This window comes from Aeromicrobium sp. REDSEA-S38_B2, from assembly GCF_001628525.1.
Lineage (GTDB): Bacteria > Actinomycetota > Actinomycetes > Propionibacteriales > Nocardioidaceae > Aeromicrobium > Aeromicrobium erythreum.
In genome coordinates this window covers 1-17,716 of record NZ_LUNH01000032.1, presented here as the reverse complement: position 1 = coordinate 17,716, position 17,716 = coordinate 1, and the positions used below count along the sequence as shown (strand labels likewise).

Sequence of the window (17,716 nt, the reverse complement as noted above, 5' to 3'; positions counted from 1 at the left end):
GGGCGGACCGGGCCCGCACCGGGCCGTCCTCGGGGGAAGAGGCCGCACCATGACCGCACGACCGACCGTCCGCGCCGTGACCGGGCTCGCCGCAGGAGCTCTCGCGGCCAGCGCGCTCGTCGCCACCACGACACCCGCCGACGCCGGGCCGCGGCCGTCGCGACCACCTGTCGCGTCGCCGACCGCCTACGGGTCCGGCGGTGCCGTGGCCTCCGTCGACGCGGAGGCCTCGAAGGTGGGTCTGGAGGTGCTGCGTCGCGGTGGCAACGCGGCCGACGCCGCGGTCGCCACCGCGTCCGCGCTCGGTGTGACGGAGCCGTACAGCGCGGGCATCGGGGGCGGCGGCTACTTCGTCTACTACGACGCCAAGCGCAAGAAGGTCAGCACCATCGACGGTCGCGAGACCGCGCCCGCCGGCATCACCCGCGACGCATTCATCGACCCGGCCACCGGCAAGCCGTACCGGTTCACGCCCGATCTCGTCTCCTCCGGCGTAGCCGTCGGCGTGCCAGGCACCCCCGCCACCTGGGAGGCCGCCCTGCGCGACCACGGTCGCTGGTCGTTGCGCCAGGCGCTCGCCCCGTCCATCAAGCTCGCCGAGCGGGGGTTCACGGTCGACCGGACGTTCCGCAGCCAGACGCTCGACAACAAGGACCGGTTCGCGGCCTTCCCCGACACCGCCCGGCTGTTCCTGCCCGGCGGCGACGCACCGCAGGTCGGCAGCACCTTCCGCAACCCCGAGCTGGCCCGCACGCTGTCGCTGATCGCGGCGAAGGGGCCGCGCGCCTTCTACACCGGGTCCGTCGCCCGCGACGTCGCGCGCACGGTCCAGGCGCCACCGAAGGACCCCGCGTCCGACCTGCCGGCACCTCCCGGTTCCCTGACCGAGCGTGACCTCGCGACGTACCGGGTCGACCGTCAGGCGCCGACGCACGCGCGGTACCGCGGTCTCGACGTGTATGGGATGGCCCCGTCGTCGTCGGGCGGCATCGCCGTCGGCGAGGCGCTGAACATCCTCGAGGGCTACCGCCTGGGCGGCGGCGCCCGCCTCGGCTCGTCGCTGCACCTGTTCCTCGAGGCGTCGGCGCGGGCGTTCGCCGACCGCGCGGCGTACGTGGGCGACGTCCCCGACGTCCCCGTCCGCACCCTGCTCAGCCAGCGCTTCGCCGACTCGCGGGCCTGCTCCATCGACCCCACGCAGGCGTCGCAGCGGCCGGTGGCGGCGGGAGCGCTCGACGGCGACCCCTGCACCACCCGGGCCGCCGAGGAGAAGCCGGACACCGAGAACATCTCCACCACCCACCTCTCGGTCGTCGACCGCTGGGGCAACGCCGCGTCCTACACGTTGACCATCGAGCAGACCGGCGGCTCGGCGATCACGGTGCCGGGGCGCGGGTTCCTGCTCAACAACGAGCTCACCGACTTCACGGCCGTGTACGACCCGAAGGACCCGAACCGGATCGAGCCCGGCAAGCGGCCGCGCTCGTCGATGTCGCCGACGATCGTGCTCGACCGCGGTCGGGTGAAGTACGTGGTCGGCTCGCCCGGTGGTGCCACCATCATCACGACGGTGCTGCAGGTGCTGCTCAACCGCATCGACCTCGGCATGACGTTGCCGCAGGCCGTCGCCGCGCCACGCGCGTCGCAGCGCAACGCGGCCGTCACGCCGGCCGAGCCGGCCTTCATCGAGCAGTACGGCGGCCTGCTCGCCCCCTTCGGCCAGCAGCTGACGCCGTCGGGCGACGCGTTCACCTCGCAGGCCGAGATCGGCGCGGTGGCCGCGATCGAGCAGGACCGCCGCGGCCGCCTCACCGCCGTCGCCGAGCCGCAACGTCGCGGTGGCGGCACCGCGCTGGTGGTGCGACCCGACCGCCGCTAGCCCCGTTTCGGAACCTCATCGCCCATCTCACGCGTCAGGATGGGCGATGAGGTTCCGAATCTGCGGGATAGTGCCGGGGTCCTCCAGCACGCGCCGCAGCATGGCGCGCGCCTCCTCCTGGTCCTCGGCGAGGTACCCGCTCCCGGTGTGGCCGTCGAGGAGCAGCAGCGCATCGGTGCCATCGGCATGAACGATGCGTGCCGCCACCTCGACCGACGACAGGGTGCTGCCCCAACCTGTGGCCTCAGCTGCCGCAGCCCTGAGAAAGGCCCAGAGTCCGGGCTTCGACGTGCGACTCGTCGGCGCGGACACGAGCAGGTCGGTGACGTCGGCCCACGACCACGTCGCCTCGTCGACCATCGCCGCGGCATCGACGTCGAGCCGTCGGTGCACGAGCCCCTCGGTCGTGAGCAGCACGTGATCGCGCCACGGGTCGCCGACCGCCACCGCGTCGTCGGTGGTCACCAGCCAGGCCATGCGGTGCTCGCTCATGACATCTCCCCCTCCTCAGACGCCGCTGCGGACGCCAGCTGGTCCAGCACGTCCGCCGCCCTTCGGTCGGCGAAGGCCGCCCGTCCGCCGACGGCGCTGGCCACCCCCACGATCCCTGTGGCGGGACGCCACGCCACCACCGCACCGCAGCGCATGAGAGCGCCGTGGTGGACGGCCAGGCCGTCGTCCACCCGCCATGCGTGGGGCTGCCGAGAGGGATCGAGCAGGCCGCCGTCGGCCGAGGCCCGCACGAGCGCCGCCATGTCGTCGAGGGTGGCCACGAGACCCGCCGCCCCGACGAACGGGCCGTCGCCGATCACCCACTCGTCGAGGGGGCGGCCCCAGATGCTCAGCGCCTCGACGACGTCGTCACGCTCACCGGTCCTCCGGGCGACGTCGAACGCGGTCGGGTCGAGACCGGCCGGCTCGACGAGCGTGCTCCGCACCTGCTCCAGCCACGGTCCGCCGACCTCCTTCAGCATCCGCGTCAGCACCGCGTAGCCGAGGTTGGAGTACTCGCCCACCACCCGACGACGCTGGTCGACGAGCGCGTCGAGCTCGGGCAGCACGTCGTGATCGAACCGCTCTCGCGTCCACCGCCGGTAGGGATCGAGGAGCTCGCGGCGCTGACCTGGCGCAGTGCGCGGCAGCCCCGACCGATGCCGGACGAGCTCGGCCACGGTGATCGGCGACGTCGAGTCGAGCACCTCCTCGACCCTCGTGTCCCAGGCCCACGTGCCGCGCTCGACCATCGCGTGGGCCAACCCGGCCGTCAGGACCTTCGACACCGAGCCCCACCGGACCGGCGCGTCGCCGCGGTGCCATCCGGACGCCCGCCAGTACTCCTCGTCGCCGGCGAGGAGCAGGGCGGCCGTGCTGGTCCGTCTGCTCATCCGCCCACCACGTCGGTCTCAGACCTTGCCGGCGGCCTTCATGTCGCGGCGCAGCTCGGGCGGGAGGGCGAAGGTGAGGGTCTCGTCGGCGGTGCGCACGGCGGCCGCGTCGGGGTGGCCGTGCTCGGCGAGGTAGGTGAGGACGTCCTGGACCAGGTCGTCGGGCACCGAGGCTCCCGACGTCACGCCGACGGTCTCGACACCGTCGAGCCACTCCTCCTGGAGCTCGCTGACGTCGTCGATGCGGTAGGACGCCGACGCGCCCGCCTCGAGCGCGACCTCGACCAGGCGCACCGAGTTCGAGGAGTTCGAGGACCCGACGACGATGACGAGGTCGGCGTCCTTCGCGATCTCCTTGACCGCGACCTGGCGGTTCTGGGTGGCGTAGCAGATGTCGTCGGACGGCGGGTCCTCCAGCTGCGGGAACTTCTCGCGCAGCCGGCGGACCGTCTCCATGGTCTCGTCGACGCTCAAGGTGGTCTGCGAGAGCCACGACAGCCGGGTGCCCTCGGGGAACTCCAGGGCGTCGACGTCGTCCGGGCTCTCGACGAGGGTGATGTGCTCGGGCGCCTCACCCGCCGTGCCCTCGACCTCCTCGTGACCCGCGTGCCCGATGAGCAGGATGCGGTAGTCCTCGGCGGCGAAGCGGCGCGCCTCGTGGTGGACCTTGGTGACGAGCGGGCACGTGGCGTCGATCGTCTTCAGCCCGCGCTCGGCAGCCTGCTCGTGCACCATCGGCGACACGCCGTGGGCGGAGAACACGACCGTGGCGCCCTCGGGCACCTCGTCGAGCTCCTCGACGAACACCGCTCCGCGCTCGGCCAGCGTGTTGACGACGTGCTTGTTGTGCACGATCTGCTTGCGGACGTACACCGGCGCCCCGTAGAGGTCGAGCGCCTTCTCGACGGTGATGACCGCGCGGTCCACGCCGGCGCAGTAGCCGCGCGGGTCGGCGAGGAGCACGCTCCCACCGACGGGGGGCATGCCGAGGTCCACGTGGGTCGTCATAGGTGCATCGTACCGACCGGCGACAGACCGCGAGCCCGTCGGCGCGACCCCCGCGCGCTGGCGACCGCCCGGACGAGGCACGGAAATCTCAGCGGAGCACGGAGAGCATTCCGTGCTCCGCTGAGGAAACCGTGCCCGGTGGAGATTCCCAGGGCGACCTGGGAATCTCCCACCTCCTAGGCTGAGGAGCATGGCGCTCGACACGACGGCGGACTCCCCCGCGCCCCTGCGGCAGGTGTCGACGCTGATCGGGCAGTGGGTGGGGCGGCTGGGGGCGATCTGGGTCGAGGCCGAGGTGGCGCAGCTGACCCGACGGCCCGGCGTCTGCTTCCTCGTCCTCCGCGACCTGCGGGCCACCCTCTCGATCCGCGCCACCTGCCACGTGTCCGTCCTCGACGCGTCCGCGGCGCCCGTCACCGAGGGCGCGCGGGTGGTCGTGCACGCGCGGCCGGAGTTCTACGAGCCGAACGGCTCGCTCACCCTGCAGGTGCGCGAGATCCGACCCGCCGGCGAGGGCGAGCTGCTCGCCCAGCTCGAGCGACGCAAGCAGCTGCTCGCCGCCGAGGGGCTCTTCGACGTCCGGCTCAAGAAGCCGCTGCCGTTCCTGCCCGGCACCGTCGGGCTGGTCACCGGACGCGCCTCGGCCGCCGAGCGCGACGTGCTCGAGAACGCGCGCCTGCGGTGGCCGGGCGTCCGCTTCGTCGTCCGTCACGCCCTCATGCAGGGGGCCGGCTCGGCGCGCGACGTCGTCGCCGCCGTGCAGGAGCTCGCGCCCCAGGTCGACGTGCTCGTCGTCGCCCGCGGCGGAGGGTCACTGGAGGACCTCCTGCCGTTCTCCGACGAGTCGCTCGTGCGCGCGGTGCACGCCTGCCGGGTGCCCGTGGTCAGCGCCATCGGGCACGAGCAGGACACGCCCCTGCTCGACCTCGTCGCCGACGTCCGCGCCTCCACGCCCACCGACGCCGCCAAGCGCGTGGTCCCCGACGCCGCCGAGGAGCAGGACCGCATCGCCCACGCGCGATCGCGGCTGCGGCGGGCGGTCACGGCCCTCGTCGACCGCGAGGCGCACGGACTGGCGCAGCTGCGCTCACGCCCCGTCCTCGCCGCGCCGCACGTGCTCGTGGACGCGCAGCACGACGCGCTCACCCACCTGCGCGAGCGCGCCGACCGCGCCCTGCGGCACCGGCTCGACCGTGAGCACGACACCGTCGGGCACCACCTCGCGCGCGTGCGGGCGCTGTCGCCGCTCGCCACCCTCGAGCGCGGCTACGCGGTCGCGCAGACCACCGACGGGCACGTGCTCACCTCCGTGGCCGACGTGCCCGCCGCCTTCGTGGTGCGCCTCGCCGACGGCAGCGCCCACGTCACGACCGACCGCACCGAGGAGACCCCGCATGCCGACTGAGCCCGAGCCCGACACCACCCTCGACCTCTCCTACGAGCAGGCTCGCGAGGAGCTGGTGTCCGTGGTGCAGCGCCTCGAAACCGGCGGCGTCGGCCTCGAGGAGTCGCTCGCGCTCTGGGAGCGCGGCGAGCAGCTCGCCACCGTGTGCCAGCGCTGGCTCGACGGCGCGCGCGAGCGCCTCGACCGCGCCGCCCGCGGTGACGACGAGGCTCAGGACAGCGACGCGACGTAGCGCTCGAGCGTCGTCCGGTCGACGTCGCTCGTCACGACGGCGGTCGTGTCCTCCCGCGGCCCCGGGACCACGCGCGAGTACGTGGTCTCGTCGTCGGGCGACGACCAGCGCGTCCACGTCTGGTCGCCGATCTCGACCTCGGCGACGCGCTCGCTGCCCGGCACCAGCTCCTCGACCGTGGCCTCCTCGGCGCCCGGCGCCTGCTGGATGCCGATGAAGCGCTGGTCGTCGGTCAGCGTGCCGAGGCTCCACACCTCCTCACGCACCCGCGACGACGTCACCTTCCAGCCCTCGGGCAGCGACGTGGGCGCGAGCAGGTCGGCGCCCGTCTCGCGCTCGGCCCCGGGCAGCACCGCCGCGTAGTCGACCGCCGGCACCTGCGGCTCCTTCGGCGCGTTGCCGTAGAAGAGGTGCGCCACCCCCCAGACGACGAGCAGGCCGACACCGAGCACGCCGACCGACCGGATGATGTCGCCGAGCTTCGGGTTGCCGCGACTCGAGCCGGCCATGCGTCCTCCAGGAAGTGATCTCGCCGCAGACGCGGCCCGTTCGTCGGCACGCCGCCGCGAGTGCGGCTACGCTCCGCAGCATGGTCGTGCACAAGCTCTCCGACGCCGCAGCATTGATCGGCGTCAGCGATGACACCCTACGTCGCTGGCAGCAGCAGGGTCGGTTCAGCCCGGTCGACGTCGACGGCCGGGCGGGCATCGAGGGCACCGAGCTGGCGCGTCTCGCCGCCGAGCACGCGGCCACGCCCGACCACGGACCCGAGCACACGAGCGCCCGCAACCAGCTGCGCGGGATCGTCACCCGTATCACCACCGACACGGTGATGGCGCAGGTCGAGCTGGTCTGCGGTCCGTACCGCGTCGTCTCCCTCGTCAGCCGCGAGTCCGTCGACGCGCTCGGGCTCGAGCCCGGCAGCGTCGCCTGGGCGACCGTCAAGTCCACCAACGTCTCCCTGGAGGTCCCGTCATGAAGAGGCTCGCGACCGCCGCAGCCGCCGCTGCCCTGCTGCTCCCCCTCGCCGCGTGCGGCAACGACGACGCCGTCGACCCGCGGGCCGACGTCGACAGCACGCTCGTCGTCTACGCCGCGGCGTCGCTCAAGGGCACCTTCACCGAGCTGGCGAAGGAGTTCGAGGCCGCGAACGAGGGCGTCACCGTGCAGCTGAGCTTCGGCGGCTCCTCCGACCTCGTCTCGCAGATCAGCGAGGGCGCGCCCGCGGACGTCTTCGCCTCCGCCGACGAGAAGAACATGGACACGCTCGTCGGCGACGACCTCGTCGCCGGCGACCCCCAGGACTTCGCGTCGAACACGCTCGTGATCGTCACGCCTCCGGACAACCCGGGCGACGTCACGTCGCTCGACGACCTCGCGAACCCCGACCTCGACGTCGTGGTCTGCGCTCCGCAGGTGCCCTGCGGCAGCGCCGCGCAGAAGCTCGCCACCGCCGCCGGCGTCACGCTGGCGCCCGACAGCGAGGAGCAGTCGGTCACCGACGTGCTCACGAAGGTGACGTCGGGCGAGGCCGACGCCGGGCTCGTCTACGTGACCGACGCGAAGGGCGCCGGCGACGACGTCCGGACCGTCGACGTGCCGCAGGCCTCACAGGTCGTCAACACCTACCCGATCGCGGTGCTCTCGGACGCCAAGCAGCCCAGCCTGGCCCGCGACTGGGTCGAGCTGGTGACCGGCTCGCAGGGCCAGAAGGTGCTGCGCGCGGCCGGCTTCGCCCGACCGTGAGCCCTGGGGGCGCGCCGCTCGCGCCCGACGTGCAGCGGGGCACGGGGGCCCGACGCACCCAGCGCACGGCCGGGGACCTCCCCCGGTGGGTCTGGCTGCCCGCGGCGCTCGGTGCCGCGCTCGTGGTCGTGCCCGTCGTCGCGCTGCTCACCCGCGTCGACTGGTCGGACCTCCCAGCGCTGCTGACGTCGGAGTCGTCGCGTGCGGCGCTGTGGCTCAGCCTGCGCACCGCCGCGGCCTCCACCGTGCTGTGCGTGCTGCTGGGCGTGCCGATGGCGTTCGTGCTCGCCCGCACCCGGTTCCCGGGGCAGGCCCTGCTGCGCGCGTTCGTCCTGCTGCCCCTCGTCCTGCCGCCCGTCGTCGGCGGCATCGCCCTGCTCGCGACCTTCGGGCGCCGCGGCCTGCTCGGGTCGAGCCTCGAGGTGCTCGGCGTGCAAGTCGCGTTCTCGACCACGGCCGTGGTCCTCGCCCAGACGTTCGTGGCGCTGCCCTTCCTCGTGATCAGCCTCGAGGGCAGCCTGCGCACCGCCGGGCACCGCTACGAGACCGTCGCCGCCACGCTCGGGGCCCGGCCCTCGACCGTGCTGCGCCGGGTCAGCCTGCCGCTCGTCCTCCCTGGCCTGGTGTCCGGCGCGGTCCTCGCGTTCGCGCGGGCGCTCGGGGAGTTCGGTGCCACCATCACCTTCGCGGGCAGCCTGCAGGGCGTCACCCGCACGCTGCCGCTCGAGATCTACCTGCAGCGCGAGACCGACCCCGACGCCGCCGTCGCGCTCTCCCTGCTGCTCGTCGTGGTGGCCGTGCTCGTCATCGTGCTCGTGCGCGGCCGCGAGGGTCGCTCATGAGCATCGCGCTGCGCGTGCAGGTGCCCGAGCGCGACGTCGACCTCGCGCTCGACGTCGCCGCCGGCAGCACGCTGGGGCTGGTCGGACCCAACGGCGCAGGCAAGTCGACCGTGCTCGCGGCGCTCGCCGGCACGCTGCGACCCCCGCACGCGCGCCTCGAGGTCGACGGTCGCGTGCTCGTGGACACCGCGACGGGTCGGTGGACACCGCCGCACGCACGCGGGGTCGGGCTGCTCGCGCAGGAGCCGCTGCTGTTCCCCCACCTCGACGTCGTCGCGAACGTCGCCTTCGGGCCGCGCAGCCGTGGGGCCTCGCGCGCCGAGGCGGAGAGGATCGCCCACGACCGGCTGACCGAGCTCGGGTGCACCGACCTCGCCGACCGGCGGCCCGGCACGCTGTCGGGCGGGCAGGCAGCGCGGGTGGCCCTCGCGCGCGCTCTCGCCCCCGATCCTGGCGTGCTGCTGCTCGACGAGCCGATGGCCGCGCTCGACGCCGCCGTCGTCCCGCAGCTGCGAACGATCCTCGCGCAGGTGCTGCGTCGACGTCGCGACGCCGGCCGCACCGCCGTGCTCGTCACCCACGACGTGCTGGACGCCCTGCTGCTCACCGACACGCTGGCCGTCGTCGAGCACGGCCGCGTCGTCGACGTCGGCCCCACCCAGCGCGTGCTCGAGCAGCCGCGCAGCGTCTTCGCCGCCGAGCTCGCCGGGCTCAACCTGCTGCGCGGCACGGCGACGTCACCGGGCCTGCACACGCCCGAGGGACTCGTCGTCCACGCCTCCGGCTCCACGCCCCCGGCCGGGGCGCCCGCGGTGGCCGTGCTCGACCCGGCCGCCGTCGCCGTGCACCTGGAGGCGCCCGCCGGCAGCCCCCGCAACGTCTGGCCGGCCACGGTCACGGCCGTCGAGCCGCGTGGTCGGCGAGCACTCGTGCGCACCGACGTCGTCAGTGCCGACGTGACGGTCGACGCCGTCGCCGACCTGCTCCTGGAGCCCGGTCGACGCGTCCACCTGGTGGTCAAGGCGAGCGAAGTGCAGGTGCACGGCCTCTGACCGGCGCCGACGCCGGTAGGGTGCGGAGCGTGGAAAGCCTGCAGCCCGCCGCCCAAGCCCCGGACCGCAACCTCGCCCTGGACCTCGTCCGTGTCACGGAGGCCGGTGCCATGGCCGCCGGTCGCTGGGTCGGGCGCGGCGACAAGAACGGCGCCGACGGCGTCGCCGTCAACGCGATGCGGAGCCTCATCAACACCGTCACCATGGACGGCGTCGTCGTCATCGGCGAGGGCGAGAAGGACGAGGCGCCCATGCTGTTCAACGGCGAGCAGGTCGGCGACGGCTCCGGCGCCGAGTGCGACGTGGCGGTCGACCCGATCGACGGCACGACCCTGTGCGCGAAGGGCATGCCCAACGCGATCTCGGTCATGGCCGTCGCGCCCCGCGGGTCCATGTACGACCCGTCGGCCGTCTTCTACATGGAGAAGCTGGTGGCCGGCCCGGAGGCCGCCGACCAGGTCGACATCCGCCTCCCGGTGTCCAAGAACATCGCCCTCGTCGCCAAGGCCAAGGGCATCAGCAACAGCGACGTCACCGTCTGCGTGCTCGACCGGCCCCGCCACGCCGCCCTGGTGCAGGAGATCCGCGACGCGGGTGCGCGCATCAAGTTCATCAGCGACGGCGACGTGGCCGGTGCCATCGTCGCGGCGCGCCCCGACACCGGCGTCGACCTGCTCGTCGGCACGGGCGGCACGCCCGAGGGGATCATCACGGCCTGCGCCATCAAGGCGATCGGCGGTGTCATCCAGGGTCGGCTCGCGCCCACCGACGACGACGAGCGCCAGCGCGCCATCGACGCCGGGCACGACCTCGACCGGGTGCTGCTCACCGACGACCTCGTCGTCGCCGACGACTGCTTCTTCGTCGCCACCGGCATCACCGACGGCGAGCTGCTCGACGGCGTCCGCTACGCCAAGGGCAAGGCGTTCACCGAGTCGCTCGTGATGCGCTCGCGCAGCGGCACGATCCGCAAGATCACCAGCGAGCACCAGCTGACGAAGCTCAAGGCCTACTCGGCCATCGACTACGAGCGCTGAGCCGACGTCGGGGGTCGAGGTGCAGGAGCGACCACGGGCGCGGCACGTGCGCAGTGTCGACGACGTGCTCGCGCTCATGGACGACCTGTTCACGTCGACCGCCGACCGCTGGACCGACGGCGCCGGCGCGGCCTGGTGGGACGACTTCTACACCGACCGGTCCCGGCCCGTGCCGTTCTTCGTCGACGCCCCTGACGAGAACCTGGCCGCCTGGGTCGAGGCGGGCGAGGTGCGGCCCCGACGCGCCCTCGACCTCGGCTGCGGGACGGGCCGCAACAGCCGCTACCTGACGTCCGTCGGCGCCGCCGTCGATGCCGTCGACCTCTCGGCGACCGCGGTCGCGTGGGCGCGGGAGCAGGAGGACCACGCCAGCGCGTCGCCGCGGTACCACGTGGGCGACGCGTTCGGCGGCGTCGGCGACGTGCTCGCCGGGCCCTACGAGCTCGTGTACGACTCCGGCTGCCTGCACCACCTGCCGCCCCACCGTCGCGTCGCCTACCGGCGCCTCCTCGACCGCGTGCTCGCTCCCGGCGGCTGGTTCGGCGTCGTGTGCTTCCACGACGGCTTCATGGGCACGGGGGCGCCCGACGAACAGCTCTACCTGCGCGGCGGGCTCGAGGGCGGGATCGCGTTCACCGCCGACGACCTGCGGTGGATCTTCGACGACCTCGAGCCCGTCGAGGTCCGCCCCATGCGCGAGCAGCGGGGCACGGGTCGCTTCGGCGAGGCGTTCCTGCTCACCGCGCTGTTCCGCAGACCTGCCTGAGCGCCGGCGTCAGACGGGGTACCCGTGCGCCGCGAACATGCGGGCGTGGATCGCGCGCACCACGTCCTGCTTGCGGGCGTTGTACTGCATGACGTGCTCGCCTGCGTCGCTCGCTGCGGCCGACGCGGCACGCTTGGCGTCGGCGTAGAGGTCGCGGTCGTCGGGGTGGGTGCGCAGCCAGTCGCGGAACATCCGCATGCGCGCGACCTCCGCGCCGTCCGCGTGGAAGACGTGCAGGTTGGTGCGCGGGTCGTGGTGGCGCAGCAGACGGTGGCCCTGCCACCACGGCTCACGGACCACGAGCCGGAAGCCCTGCGACTCCAGCGCCGGCACGTAGGCGTCCTCGTCGTCGGGGTCGGGCACCACGAGGAGGAGGTCGAGCAGCGGTTTGGCCGCGAGGCCCGGCACCGACGTCGACCCGACGTGCTCGACGCTCACGGCGGTCCTGCCGAGCGCAGCCCCCACGGTGTCGACGAGCCGGGCAGCCTGCTCGGTCCAGGCAGGGTCGGGCTCGACCACGACGACGTCGCGTCCGGGCCCGGCCCCGTCGACCCACGGCGACGCACCTGGCGGGGGCTCGACGTCGTCGAAGCGGACGATCTCCTCGGGCGTGGCCACGTCGACGACCGTATCCGGTCTCGTCCGGCCTGCCCCAGCCCCCGACTCCTCGTACCATCACCTGCATGGCCGGCTCCGGAGAACAGTTCGCGCACCTGCCGTCGGGCATCGACCTCTGCTACGAGACGTTCGGCGACCCCGCCGACCCTCCCGTGCTGCTGGTCATGGGCCTCGGCGGCCCGATGGGATGGTGGGACGTCGCGTTCTGCGAGCAGCTCGTCGCGCACGGGCTGTTCGTCGTGCGCTACGACAACCGCGACACCGGCCGCTCCACCAAGCTGCGCCAGCACCGCGTGAGCCGGATCGACCTCGCGAAGGCGCTGGTGGGCCTCACCACGCCGCCGTACACGATCGGCGACCTCGCCGACGACGCCTTCGGGCTGCTCGACCACCTCGACGTCGAGGCCGCGCACGTCGTGGGCGTCTCGATGGGCGGCATGATCGCCCAGACGATGGCGGTGGCGCACCCCGAGCGGGTGCGCTCGCTCGTGTCGATCATGTCGACCACGGGCCGGCGCACCGTCGGCTACCAGAACCCCAAGCTGCTGCCTGCCCTGCTCAGCAAGGCCGGCCACACGCGCGACGAGTACGTGGAGCGCTCGCTGCGAGGCACCCAGATGATCGCGTCGCCGGACTACCCGACCGACCCCGAGTTCGCGCGCGACCGCGCCTACGAGACCTACGACCGCGGCTGGTCGGCGAGCGGGGTGACGCGCCAGGTGATGGCGATCCTGACCCAGCCCGACCGCACGGCCGACCTCGCCAGGCTCGACGTCCCCGCCACCGTCATCCACGGCACGCGCGACCCGCTGGTCCACCGGTCCGGCGGGAAGGCGACGGCCGCGGCGCTGCGGGGCTCCGAGCACGTCGAGATCGAGGGCATGGCCCACGACCTCCCGAGCCAGCTCTACGACCAGATCGTCGAGGCGATCGTCCGCACCGTCGAGCGCGCCCAGCACGCCTGACCACGGCCCCGACGCGGGACACCGTGCGGACTAGACGTCGCTCCAGACACCGAGCCGGTTGCCGGCGGGATCGGTGAAGTGGAAGCGGCGGCCGCCGGGGAACGCGAACACGTCGTCGACGACCGTGCCGCCGGCCTCGACGACGGCGTCGCGGGTCGCCTCGAGGTCGGCCGACCAGAGCTGGACGAGGGGACCGGTGGTCGACGGCGTGCCGGTGGGGTCGAACCCGCCCGCCTCGCCCTCCCCCTCGACGCGCTGGATGCCGACGTAGTCGGGTCCGTAGTCGGTGAAGCGCCAGCCGAACGCGTCACCGTAGAACTGCTGCGCGGCGGCGAGGTCGGGCGCAGGGATCTCGATGTAGTCGATGCCGTGGTGGGTGTGTGCCATGACCCGACGCTAGGCCCCTCCCCCGACGTTTCGGTACGTCATCGCCCTCGCCGCCGCCCGGAACGGGCGATCACGTACCGAAACGTGGTGAAGCTCGGGCGCTAGGGTGCGGGCGTGGACGAAGCAGCCGAGGTCGTGGTGCGGGTCCGGGCCGACGGCGCCACGGAGCTGCGGGTCAACGGCGTGTTCGTCATGGACGACGTCGAGACGTCCAGCGAACGACTGCTCGCCGAGCTCGTGCTCGACGTCGGCGCCCGCGAGGTGCTCGTCGGCGGGCTCGGCCTCGGCTACACGGCCCAGACGCTCCTGGCCGGCGACGTCGAGCGTCTGGTGGTCGCCGAGCTGCACGCCGGCGTCGTCGCGGCCGTGCGCGCAGGCGCCGGGGCCGGCCCGGCCGTCCTCGACGACCCACGCTGCACCGTCGCGGTCGGCGACGTGCGCGACGTCGTCGCCGCACAGCCCGACGCGTGCCTCGACGCCGTCCTGCTCGACGTCGACAACGGTCCCGACTTCCTCGTGCACGAGACGAACGCCGCCGTGTACGCGGCCGACGGTCTCGCCGACGCCGCCCGCGTGCTGCGGCCCGGCGGGACCCTGGCCGTCTGGTCGATGGCCGACTCTGCCCCCCTGCGCGCACGGCTCGCGGCCCTGCTCGACGACGTCCGGGCGGTCGCCGTCCCCGTCGACCTCCAGGGACGCTCCGAGCACTACTGGGTGCTGACCGGCCGCGCGCGCTGAGCGCGGACGCTATCGTCTGCCCGTGGCCGACGCAGACTTCCTGTACTCCGACCTGCTCCCGACGGGTCCTGACGAGACCCCGTACCGCCTCGTCACGACCGAGGGCGTCTCGACCTCCGAGGTCGTGCTCCCCGACGGCAGCACCCGCACGTTCCTGCACGTGGAGCCCGAGGCGCTGCGCCGGCTCACGGCCGAGGCGATGCACGACATCAGCCACTACCTGCGGCCCGCGCACCTCGCGCAGCTGCGGAAGATCATCGACGATCCCGAGGCGTCGGGCAACGATCGCTTCGTGGCGCTCGACCTGCTGAAGAACGTCAACATCTCCGCCGGCGGCGTGCTGCCGATGTGCCAGGACACCGGCACCGCGATCGTCATGGGCAAGAAGTCCGAGGGCGTGCTCACGGGCGCCGACGACGCCGAGGCCATCAGTCGCGGTGTGCACGACGCGTACACGCAGCTCAACTTGCGGTACAGCCAGCTCGCACCCCTCACCACCTACGAGGAGAAGAACACCGGCACCAACCTGCCGGCGCAGATCGAGCTCTACTCCTCCCCCGGCACCAAGCCCACCCCGGAGTACTCGTTCCTCTTCATGGCCAAGGGCGGCGGCTCGGCCAACAAGTCCTTCCTGTTCCAGGAGACGAAGGCGATCCTGAACCCCACACGGCTCCTGGAGTTCCTCGACGAGAAGATCAAGAGCCTCGGCACCGCGGCCTGCCCGCCGTACCACCTGGCCGTCGTGATCGGCGGGACGTCGGCGGAGTTCGCCCTCAAGACGGCCAAGTACGCCTCCGCGCACTACCTCGACGAGCTGCCCACGGAAGGCTCGATGAGCGCGCACGGGTTCCGCGACGTCGAGCTCGAGCAGCAGGTCTTCGAGCTCACCCAGTCCTTCGGCATCGGCGCCCAGTTCGGCGGCAAGTACTTCTGCCACGACGTCCGCGTCGTGCGCCTGCCGCGTCACGGCGCGTCGTGCCCGGTGGCGATCGCGGTCTCGTGCTCGGCCGACCGCCAGGCGCGGGCGAAGATCACGCCCGAGGGCGTCTTCCTCGAGCAGCTCGAGACCGACCCCGCGCAGTACATGCCCGACGCCGGCACGGCCGAGGACATCAGTGGCGGCGAGGTCGTGCAGGTCGACCTGACCCGGCCGATGGACGAGATCCGGGCGCAGCTGTCGCAGTACCCGGTGAAGACGCGCCTGTCGCTCACCGGCCCGCTCGTCGTCGCCCGCGACATCGCCCACGCGAAGATCGCCGAGCGGCTCGAGGCCGGCGAGCCGATGCCGCAGTACCTCAAGGACCACCCCGTCTACTACGCCGGACCGGCCAAGACGCCCGAGGGCATGGCGTCGGGCTCGTTCGGCCCCACCACCGCAGGCCGCATGGACTCCTACGTGCGACGCTTCCAGGAGGCAGGCGGGTCGCTGGTCATGCTCGCCAAGGGCAATCGCAGCAAGCAGGTGACCGAGGCCTGCGACGCCTACGGCGGCTTCTACCTGGGTTCCATCGGCGGACCCGCCGCCCGGCTCGCGCAGGACTGCATCCGCAGCCAGGAGGTCATCGAGTACCCCGAGCTCGGCATGGAGGCGGTCTGGAAGATCGAGGTCGAGGACTTCCCGGCCTTCATCGTCGTCGACGACAAGGGCAACGACTTCTTCACCGACCCGTCGGGGACGGTGACCGTGCCCGTCACGGGCCTGCGGGTGCGCTCGGCCCAGTAACCCGCCTCCCCCGCGCCCTCCCACCCCTTCGCGACGTCCGGGTCGCCGTCCGGACGGCTCGCGCTAGCGTGGGGGCATGAGCGAGAACGACACGGCCTGGCGCATCGAGCACGACACCATGGGTGAGGTGAGGGTCCCCGCCGACGCTCTCTGGCGGGCCCAGACGCAGCGCGCGGTCGAGAACTTCCCGATCTCCGGCACCCCGATCGAGCCGGCCCAGATCAAGGCGCTCGCGCAGATCAAGGCCGCGTGCGCCCGGGCGAACGCCGAGCTCGGCATCCTCGACGGCGACCTCGCGGACGCGATCGTCGCGGCCGCGCAGGAGGTGGCCAGCGGCGCCCACGACGCGCACTTCCCCATCGACGTCTTCCAGACCGGCTCCGGCACGTCGAGCAACATGAACACCAACGAGGTCATCGCCACGCTCGCGACCCGCTCGCTCGGTCGCGACGTGCACCCGAACGACCACGTCAACGCGTCGCAGTCGAGCAACGACGTCTTCCCGACGTCGATCCACGTGGCCGCGACGGCGTCGACCGTCAACCAGCTGCTGCCCGACCTCGACCACCTCGCGCAGTCGCTCGAGCGCAAGGCCGAGGAGCTCGCCGAGGTCGTCAAGTCGGGTCGCACGCACCTCATGGACGCCACGCCCGTGACGCTCGGCCAGGAGTTCGCCGGCTACGCCGCGCAGGTGCGCAAGGGCATCGCCCGCGTCGAGCGTGCGCTGCCGTCGGCCGCCGAGGTCCCGCTGGGCGGCACCGCCGTCGGCACCGGCATCAACACCCCCGCCGGCTTCCCCCAGCGCGTCATCGAGATCCTCGCCGCCGACACCGGCCTGCCGATCACCGAGGCCACCGACCACTTCGAGGCGCAGGGCGCGCGCGACGGGATCGTCGAGCTGTCCGGCGCGCTGCGCACGGTCGCGGTCAGCCTCACGAAGATCTGCAACGACCTGCGCTGGATGGGCTCGGGCCCGCGCACCGGCCTGGGCGAGATCAACCTGCCCGACCTGCAGCCCGGGTCGAGCATCATGCCCGGCAAGGTGAACCCCGTCCTGCCGGAGGCGACGCTCATGGTCTGCGCGCAGGTCATCGGCAATGACGCGACCATCACCTACGCCGGCGCGTCGGGGTCGTTCGAGCTGAACGTGCAGCTGCCCGTCATCGGCCGCAACGTCCTCGAGTCGATCCGGCTGCTCGGCAACACGTCGCGCGTGCTCGCCGACCGGTGCGTCGACGGCATCACGGCCAACGTCGAGCGCTGCCTCGAGCTGGCGGAGTCGAGCCCCTCGGTCGTGACGCCCCTCAACCGCCACATCGGCTACGAGAACGCCGCGAAGGTCGCGAAGAAGGCCGTCAAGGAGCGCAAGACGATCCGCGAGGTCGTGGTCGAGGACGGCTACGTCGAGCGCGGCGACCTGACCGAGGCCGAGCTCGACGCCGCCCTCGACGTCATGAGCATGACCCACCCCTGACCAGCGTCCAGCTCCGCTGGTCGAGCAGGCGCCGCGCGTGAGGAACGAACGCCGCGTCGCCGTATCGAGACCACCCGCGAACGGCTCAGCGCGGGCCAACCCCCAGCGACAGCCCAGAGTGGTGTCGATACGCACGGAGCACGCTCGTCCCTCGCGGCTCCGCGCTACTCGACCAGCGGAACCCGCCGCTGGTCGAGTAGTCAGGACGAGCTTGCGAAGTCCTGACGTATCGAGACCACCCGACAACGGCTCAGCGCGACCCAACCACCAGCGTCTGCTTGGAATGGTCTCGATACGCCCGGAGCACGCTCGTCCCTCGCGGCTCCGCGCTACTCGACCAGCGGCAGGATCCGCTGGTCGAGTAGTCAGGACGAGCTTGCGAAGTCCTGCGTATCGAGACCACCCGACAACGGCTCAGCGCGACCCAACCACCAGCGTCTGCTTGGAATGGTCTCGATA

At 72.8% G+C, this 17,716-nt stretch carries 19 protein-coding genes; 13 read left to right on the top strand and 6 right to left on the bottom strand.

All coding sequences use genetic code 11. The annotated features are described in order from the left end of the window. Positions 1-49 precede the first annotated feature (49 nt). Complete coding sequence (ggt, locus tag A6Q81_RS07955) at positions 50-1,879, top strand: gamma-glutamyltransferase (RefSeq protein WP_286690103.1); 1,830 nt, start codon at positions 50-52, stop codon at positions 1,877-1,879. A 27-nt stretch (positions 1,880-1,906) separates the two neighbouring features. Here the strand turns inward: ggt and A6Q81_RS07950 are convergent, their stop codons facing one another. From A6Q81_RS07950 to A6Q81_RS07940, 3 genes are read right to left on the bottom strand one after another with little or no spacing between them, the layout of a single operon-like run. Continuing rightward, the gene (locus A6Q81_RS07950; protein WP_286690102.1) at positions 1,907-2,371 is read right to left on the bottom strand and encodes a hypothetical protein; all 465 of its coding nucleotides are present in this window, start codon (positions 2,369-2,371) and stop codon (positions 1,907-1,909) included. After that, entirely contained in the window at positions 2,368-3,264 is an 897-nt protein-coding gene (locus A6Q81_RS07945) for a serine hydrolase domain-containing protein (protein WP_067859323.1), read from the bottom strand. Before A6Q81_RS07945 ends, A6Q81_RS07950 begins: the two co-directional genes overlap by 4 nt. Before the next feature lie 18 nt (positions 3,265-3,282). Further along, a complete protein-coding gene (locus A6Q81_RS07940) occupies positions 3,283-4,272 on the bottom strand; it encodes a 4-hydroxy-3-methylbut-2-enyl diphosphate reductase (protein WP_067859325.1) in 990 nt (329 codons plus the stop codon). A gap of 190 nt (positions 4,273-4,462) precedes the next feature. Here A6Q81_RS07940 and xseA point away from each other — a divergent pair, with 190 nt between their 5' ends. Beyond that, positions 4,463-5,677, top strand: coding sequence for an exodeoxyribonuclease VII large subunit (xseA, locus tag A6Q81_RS07935; protein WP_286690101.1), 1,215 nt, complete (start codon positions 4,463-4,465; stop codon positions 5,675-5,677). Continuing rightward, positions 5,667-5,909 (top strand): exodeoxyribonuclease VII small subunit, encoded by a 243-nt coding sequence (locus A6Q81_RS07930; protein WP_067859329.1) that lies wholly within the window; start codon positions 5,667-5,669, stop codon positions 5,907-5,909. Before xseA ends, A6Q81_RS07930 begins: the two co-directional genes overlap by 11 nt. Here A6Q81_RS07930 and A6Q81_RS07925 read toward each other — a convergent pair. Next, positions 5,888-6,418 (bottom strand): DUF4245 domain-containing protein, encoded by a 531-nt coding sequence (locus A6Q81_RS07925; RefSeq protein WP_286690100.1) that lies wholly within the window; start codon positions 6,416-6,418, stop codon positions 5,888-5,890. The two genes, A6Q81_RS07930 and A6Q81_RS07925, sit on opposite strands and share 22 nt — an antisense overlap. Before the next feature lie 80 nt (positions 6,419-6,498). Here A6Q81_RS07925 and A6Q81_RS07920 point away from each other — a divergent pair, with 80 nt between their 5' ends. The 6 genes from A6Q81_RS07920 to A6Q81_RS07895 are packed head-to-tail and all read left to right on the top strand — an operon-like array spanning position 6,499 to position 11,352. After that, positions 6,499-6,888 carry a TOBE domain-containing protein gene (locus tag A6Q81_RS07920; RefSeq protein WP_286690099.1) on the top strand — a complete coding sequence of 130 codons (390 nt, stop codon included), beginning with the start codon at positions 6,499-6,501 and terminating at the stop codon, positions 6,886-6,888. Continuing rightward, positions 6,885-7,655, top strand: coding sequence for a molybdate ABC transporter substrate-binding protein (modA, locus tag A6Q81_RS07915; RefSeq protein WP_286690098.1), 771 nt, complete (start codon positions 6,885-6,887; stop codon positions 7,653-7,655). Before A6Q81_RS07920 ends, modA begins: the two co-directional genes overlap by 4 nt. Continuing rightward, positions 7,652-8,497: an ABC transporter permease gene (locus A6Q81_RS07910; protein WP_335338723.1), complete on the top strand. Its 846-nt coding sequence runs from the start codon at positions 7,652-7,654 to the stop codon at positions 8,495-8,497. Before modA ends, A6Q81_RS07910 begins: the two co-directional genes overlap by 4 nt. Then, complete coding sequence (locus A6Q81_RS07905; protein WP_286690097.1) at positions 8,494-9,549, top strand: sulfate/molybdate ABC transporter ATP-binding protein; 1,056 nt, start codon at positions 8,494-8,496, stop codon at positions 9,547-9,549. The genes A6Q81_RS07910 and A6Q81_RS07905 overlap by 4 nt, the downstream gene beginning before the upstream one ends. 29 nt (positions 9,550-9,578) lie before the next feature. Then, positions 9,579-10,586 (top strand): class II fructose-bisphosphatase, encoded by a 1,008-nt coding sequence (glpX, locus tag A6Q81_RS07900; RefSeq protein ID WP_144433772.1) that lies wholly within the window; start codon positions 9,579-9,581, stop codon positions 10,584-10,586. A 46-nt stretch (positions 10,587-10,632) separates the two neighbouring features. Then, the gene (locus A6Q81_RS07895; RefSeq protein WP_286690096.1) at positions 10,633-11,352 is read left to right on the top strand and encodes a class I SAM-dependent methyltransferase; all 720 of its coding nucleotides are present in this window, start codon (positions 10,633-10,635) and stop codon (positions 11,350-11,352) included. 9 nt (positions 11,353-11,361) lie between these two features. Here A6Q81_RS07895 and A6Q81_RS07890 read toward each other — a convergent pair whose 3' ends face one another. Then, on the bottom strand, positions 11,362-11,970 hold the full coding sequence (locus tag A6Q81_RS07890; RefSeq protein ID WP_286690095.1) for a GrpB family protein: 609 nt from the start codon (positions 11,968-11,970) through the stop codon (positions 11,362-11,364). A gap of 65 nt (positions 11,971-12,035) precedes the next feature. Here A6Q81_RS07890 and A6Q81_RS07885 point away from each other — a divergent pair, with 65 nt between their 5' ends. Continuing rightward, positions 12,036-12,935 carry an alpha/beta fold hydrolase gene (locus A6Q81_RS07885; RefSeq protein ID WP_067859345.1) on the top strand — a complete coding sequence of 300 codons (900 nt, stop codon included), beginning with the start codon at positions 12,036-12,038 and terminating at the stop codon, positions 12,933-12,935. A gap of 30 nt (positions 12,936-12,965) precedes the next feature. Here A6Q81_RS07885 and A6Q81_RS07880 read toward each other — a convergent pair whose 3' ends face one another. After that, positions 12,966-13,322: a VOC family protein gene (locus A6Q81_RS07880; RefSeq protein ID WP_067859348.1), complete on the bottom strand. Its 357-nt coding sequence runs from the start codon at positions 13,320-13,322 to the stop codon at positions 12,966-12,968. A 114-nt stretch (positions 13,323-13,436) separates the two neighbouring features. Between A6Q81_RS07880 and A6Q81_RS07875 the strand changes: the two genes are divergently transcribed. The 3 genes from A6Q81_RS07875 to A6Q81_RS07865 all read left to right on the top strand — a co-directional run bounded on the left by A6Q81_RS07875 (position 13,437) and on the right by A6Q81_RS07865 (position 17,257). Further along, complete coding sequence (locus A6Q81_RS07875) at positions 13,437-14,060, top strand: polyamine aminopropyltransferase (RefSeq protein WP_286690094.1); 624 nt, start codon at positions 13,437-13,439, stop codon at positions 14,058-14,060. 22 nt (positions 14,061-14,082) lie between these two features. Next, a complete protein-coding gene (locus A6Q81_RS07870) occupies positions 14,083-15,783 on the top strand; it encodes a fumarate hydratase (RefSeq protein ID WP_286690093.1) in 1,701 nt (566 codons plus the stop codon). 76 nt (positions 15,784-15,859) lie between these two features. Beyond that, positions 15,860-17,257, top strand: coding sequence for a class II fumarate hydratase (locus A6Q81_RS07865; protein WP_067859356.1), 1,398 nt, complete (start codon positions 15,860-15,862; stop codon positions 17,255-17,257). The last annotated feature ends 459 nt before the right edge of the window (positions 17,258-17,716 follow it).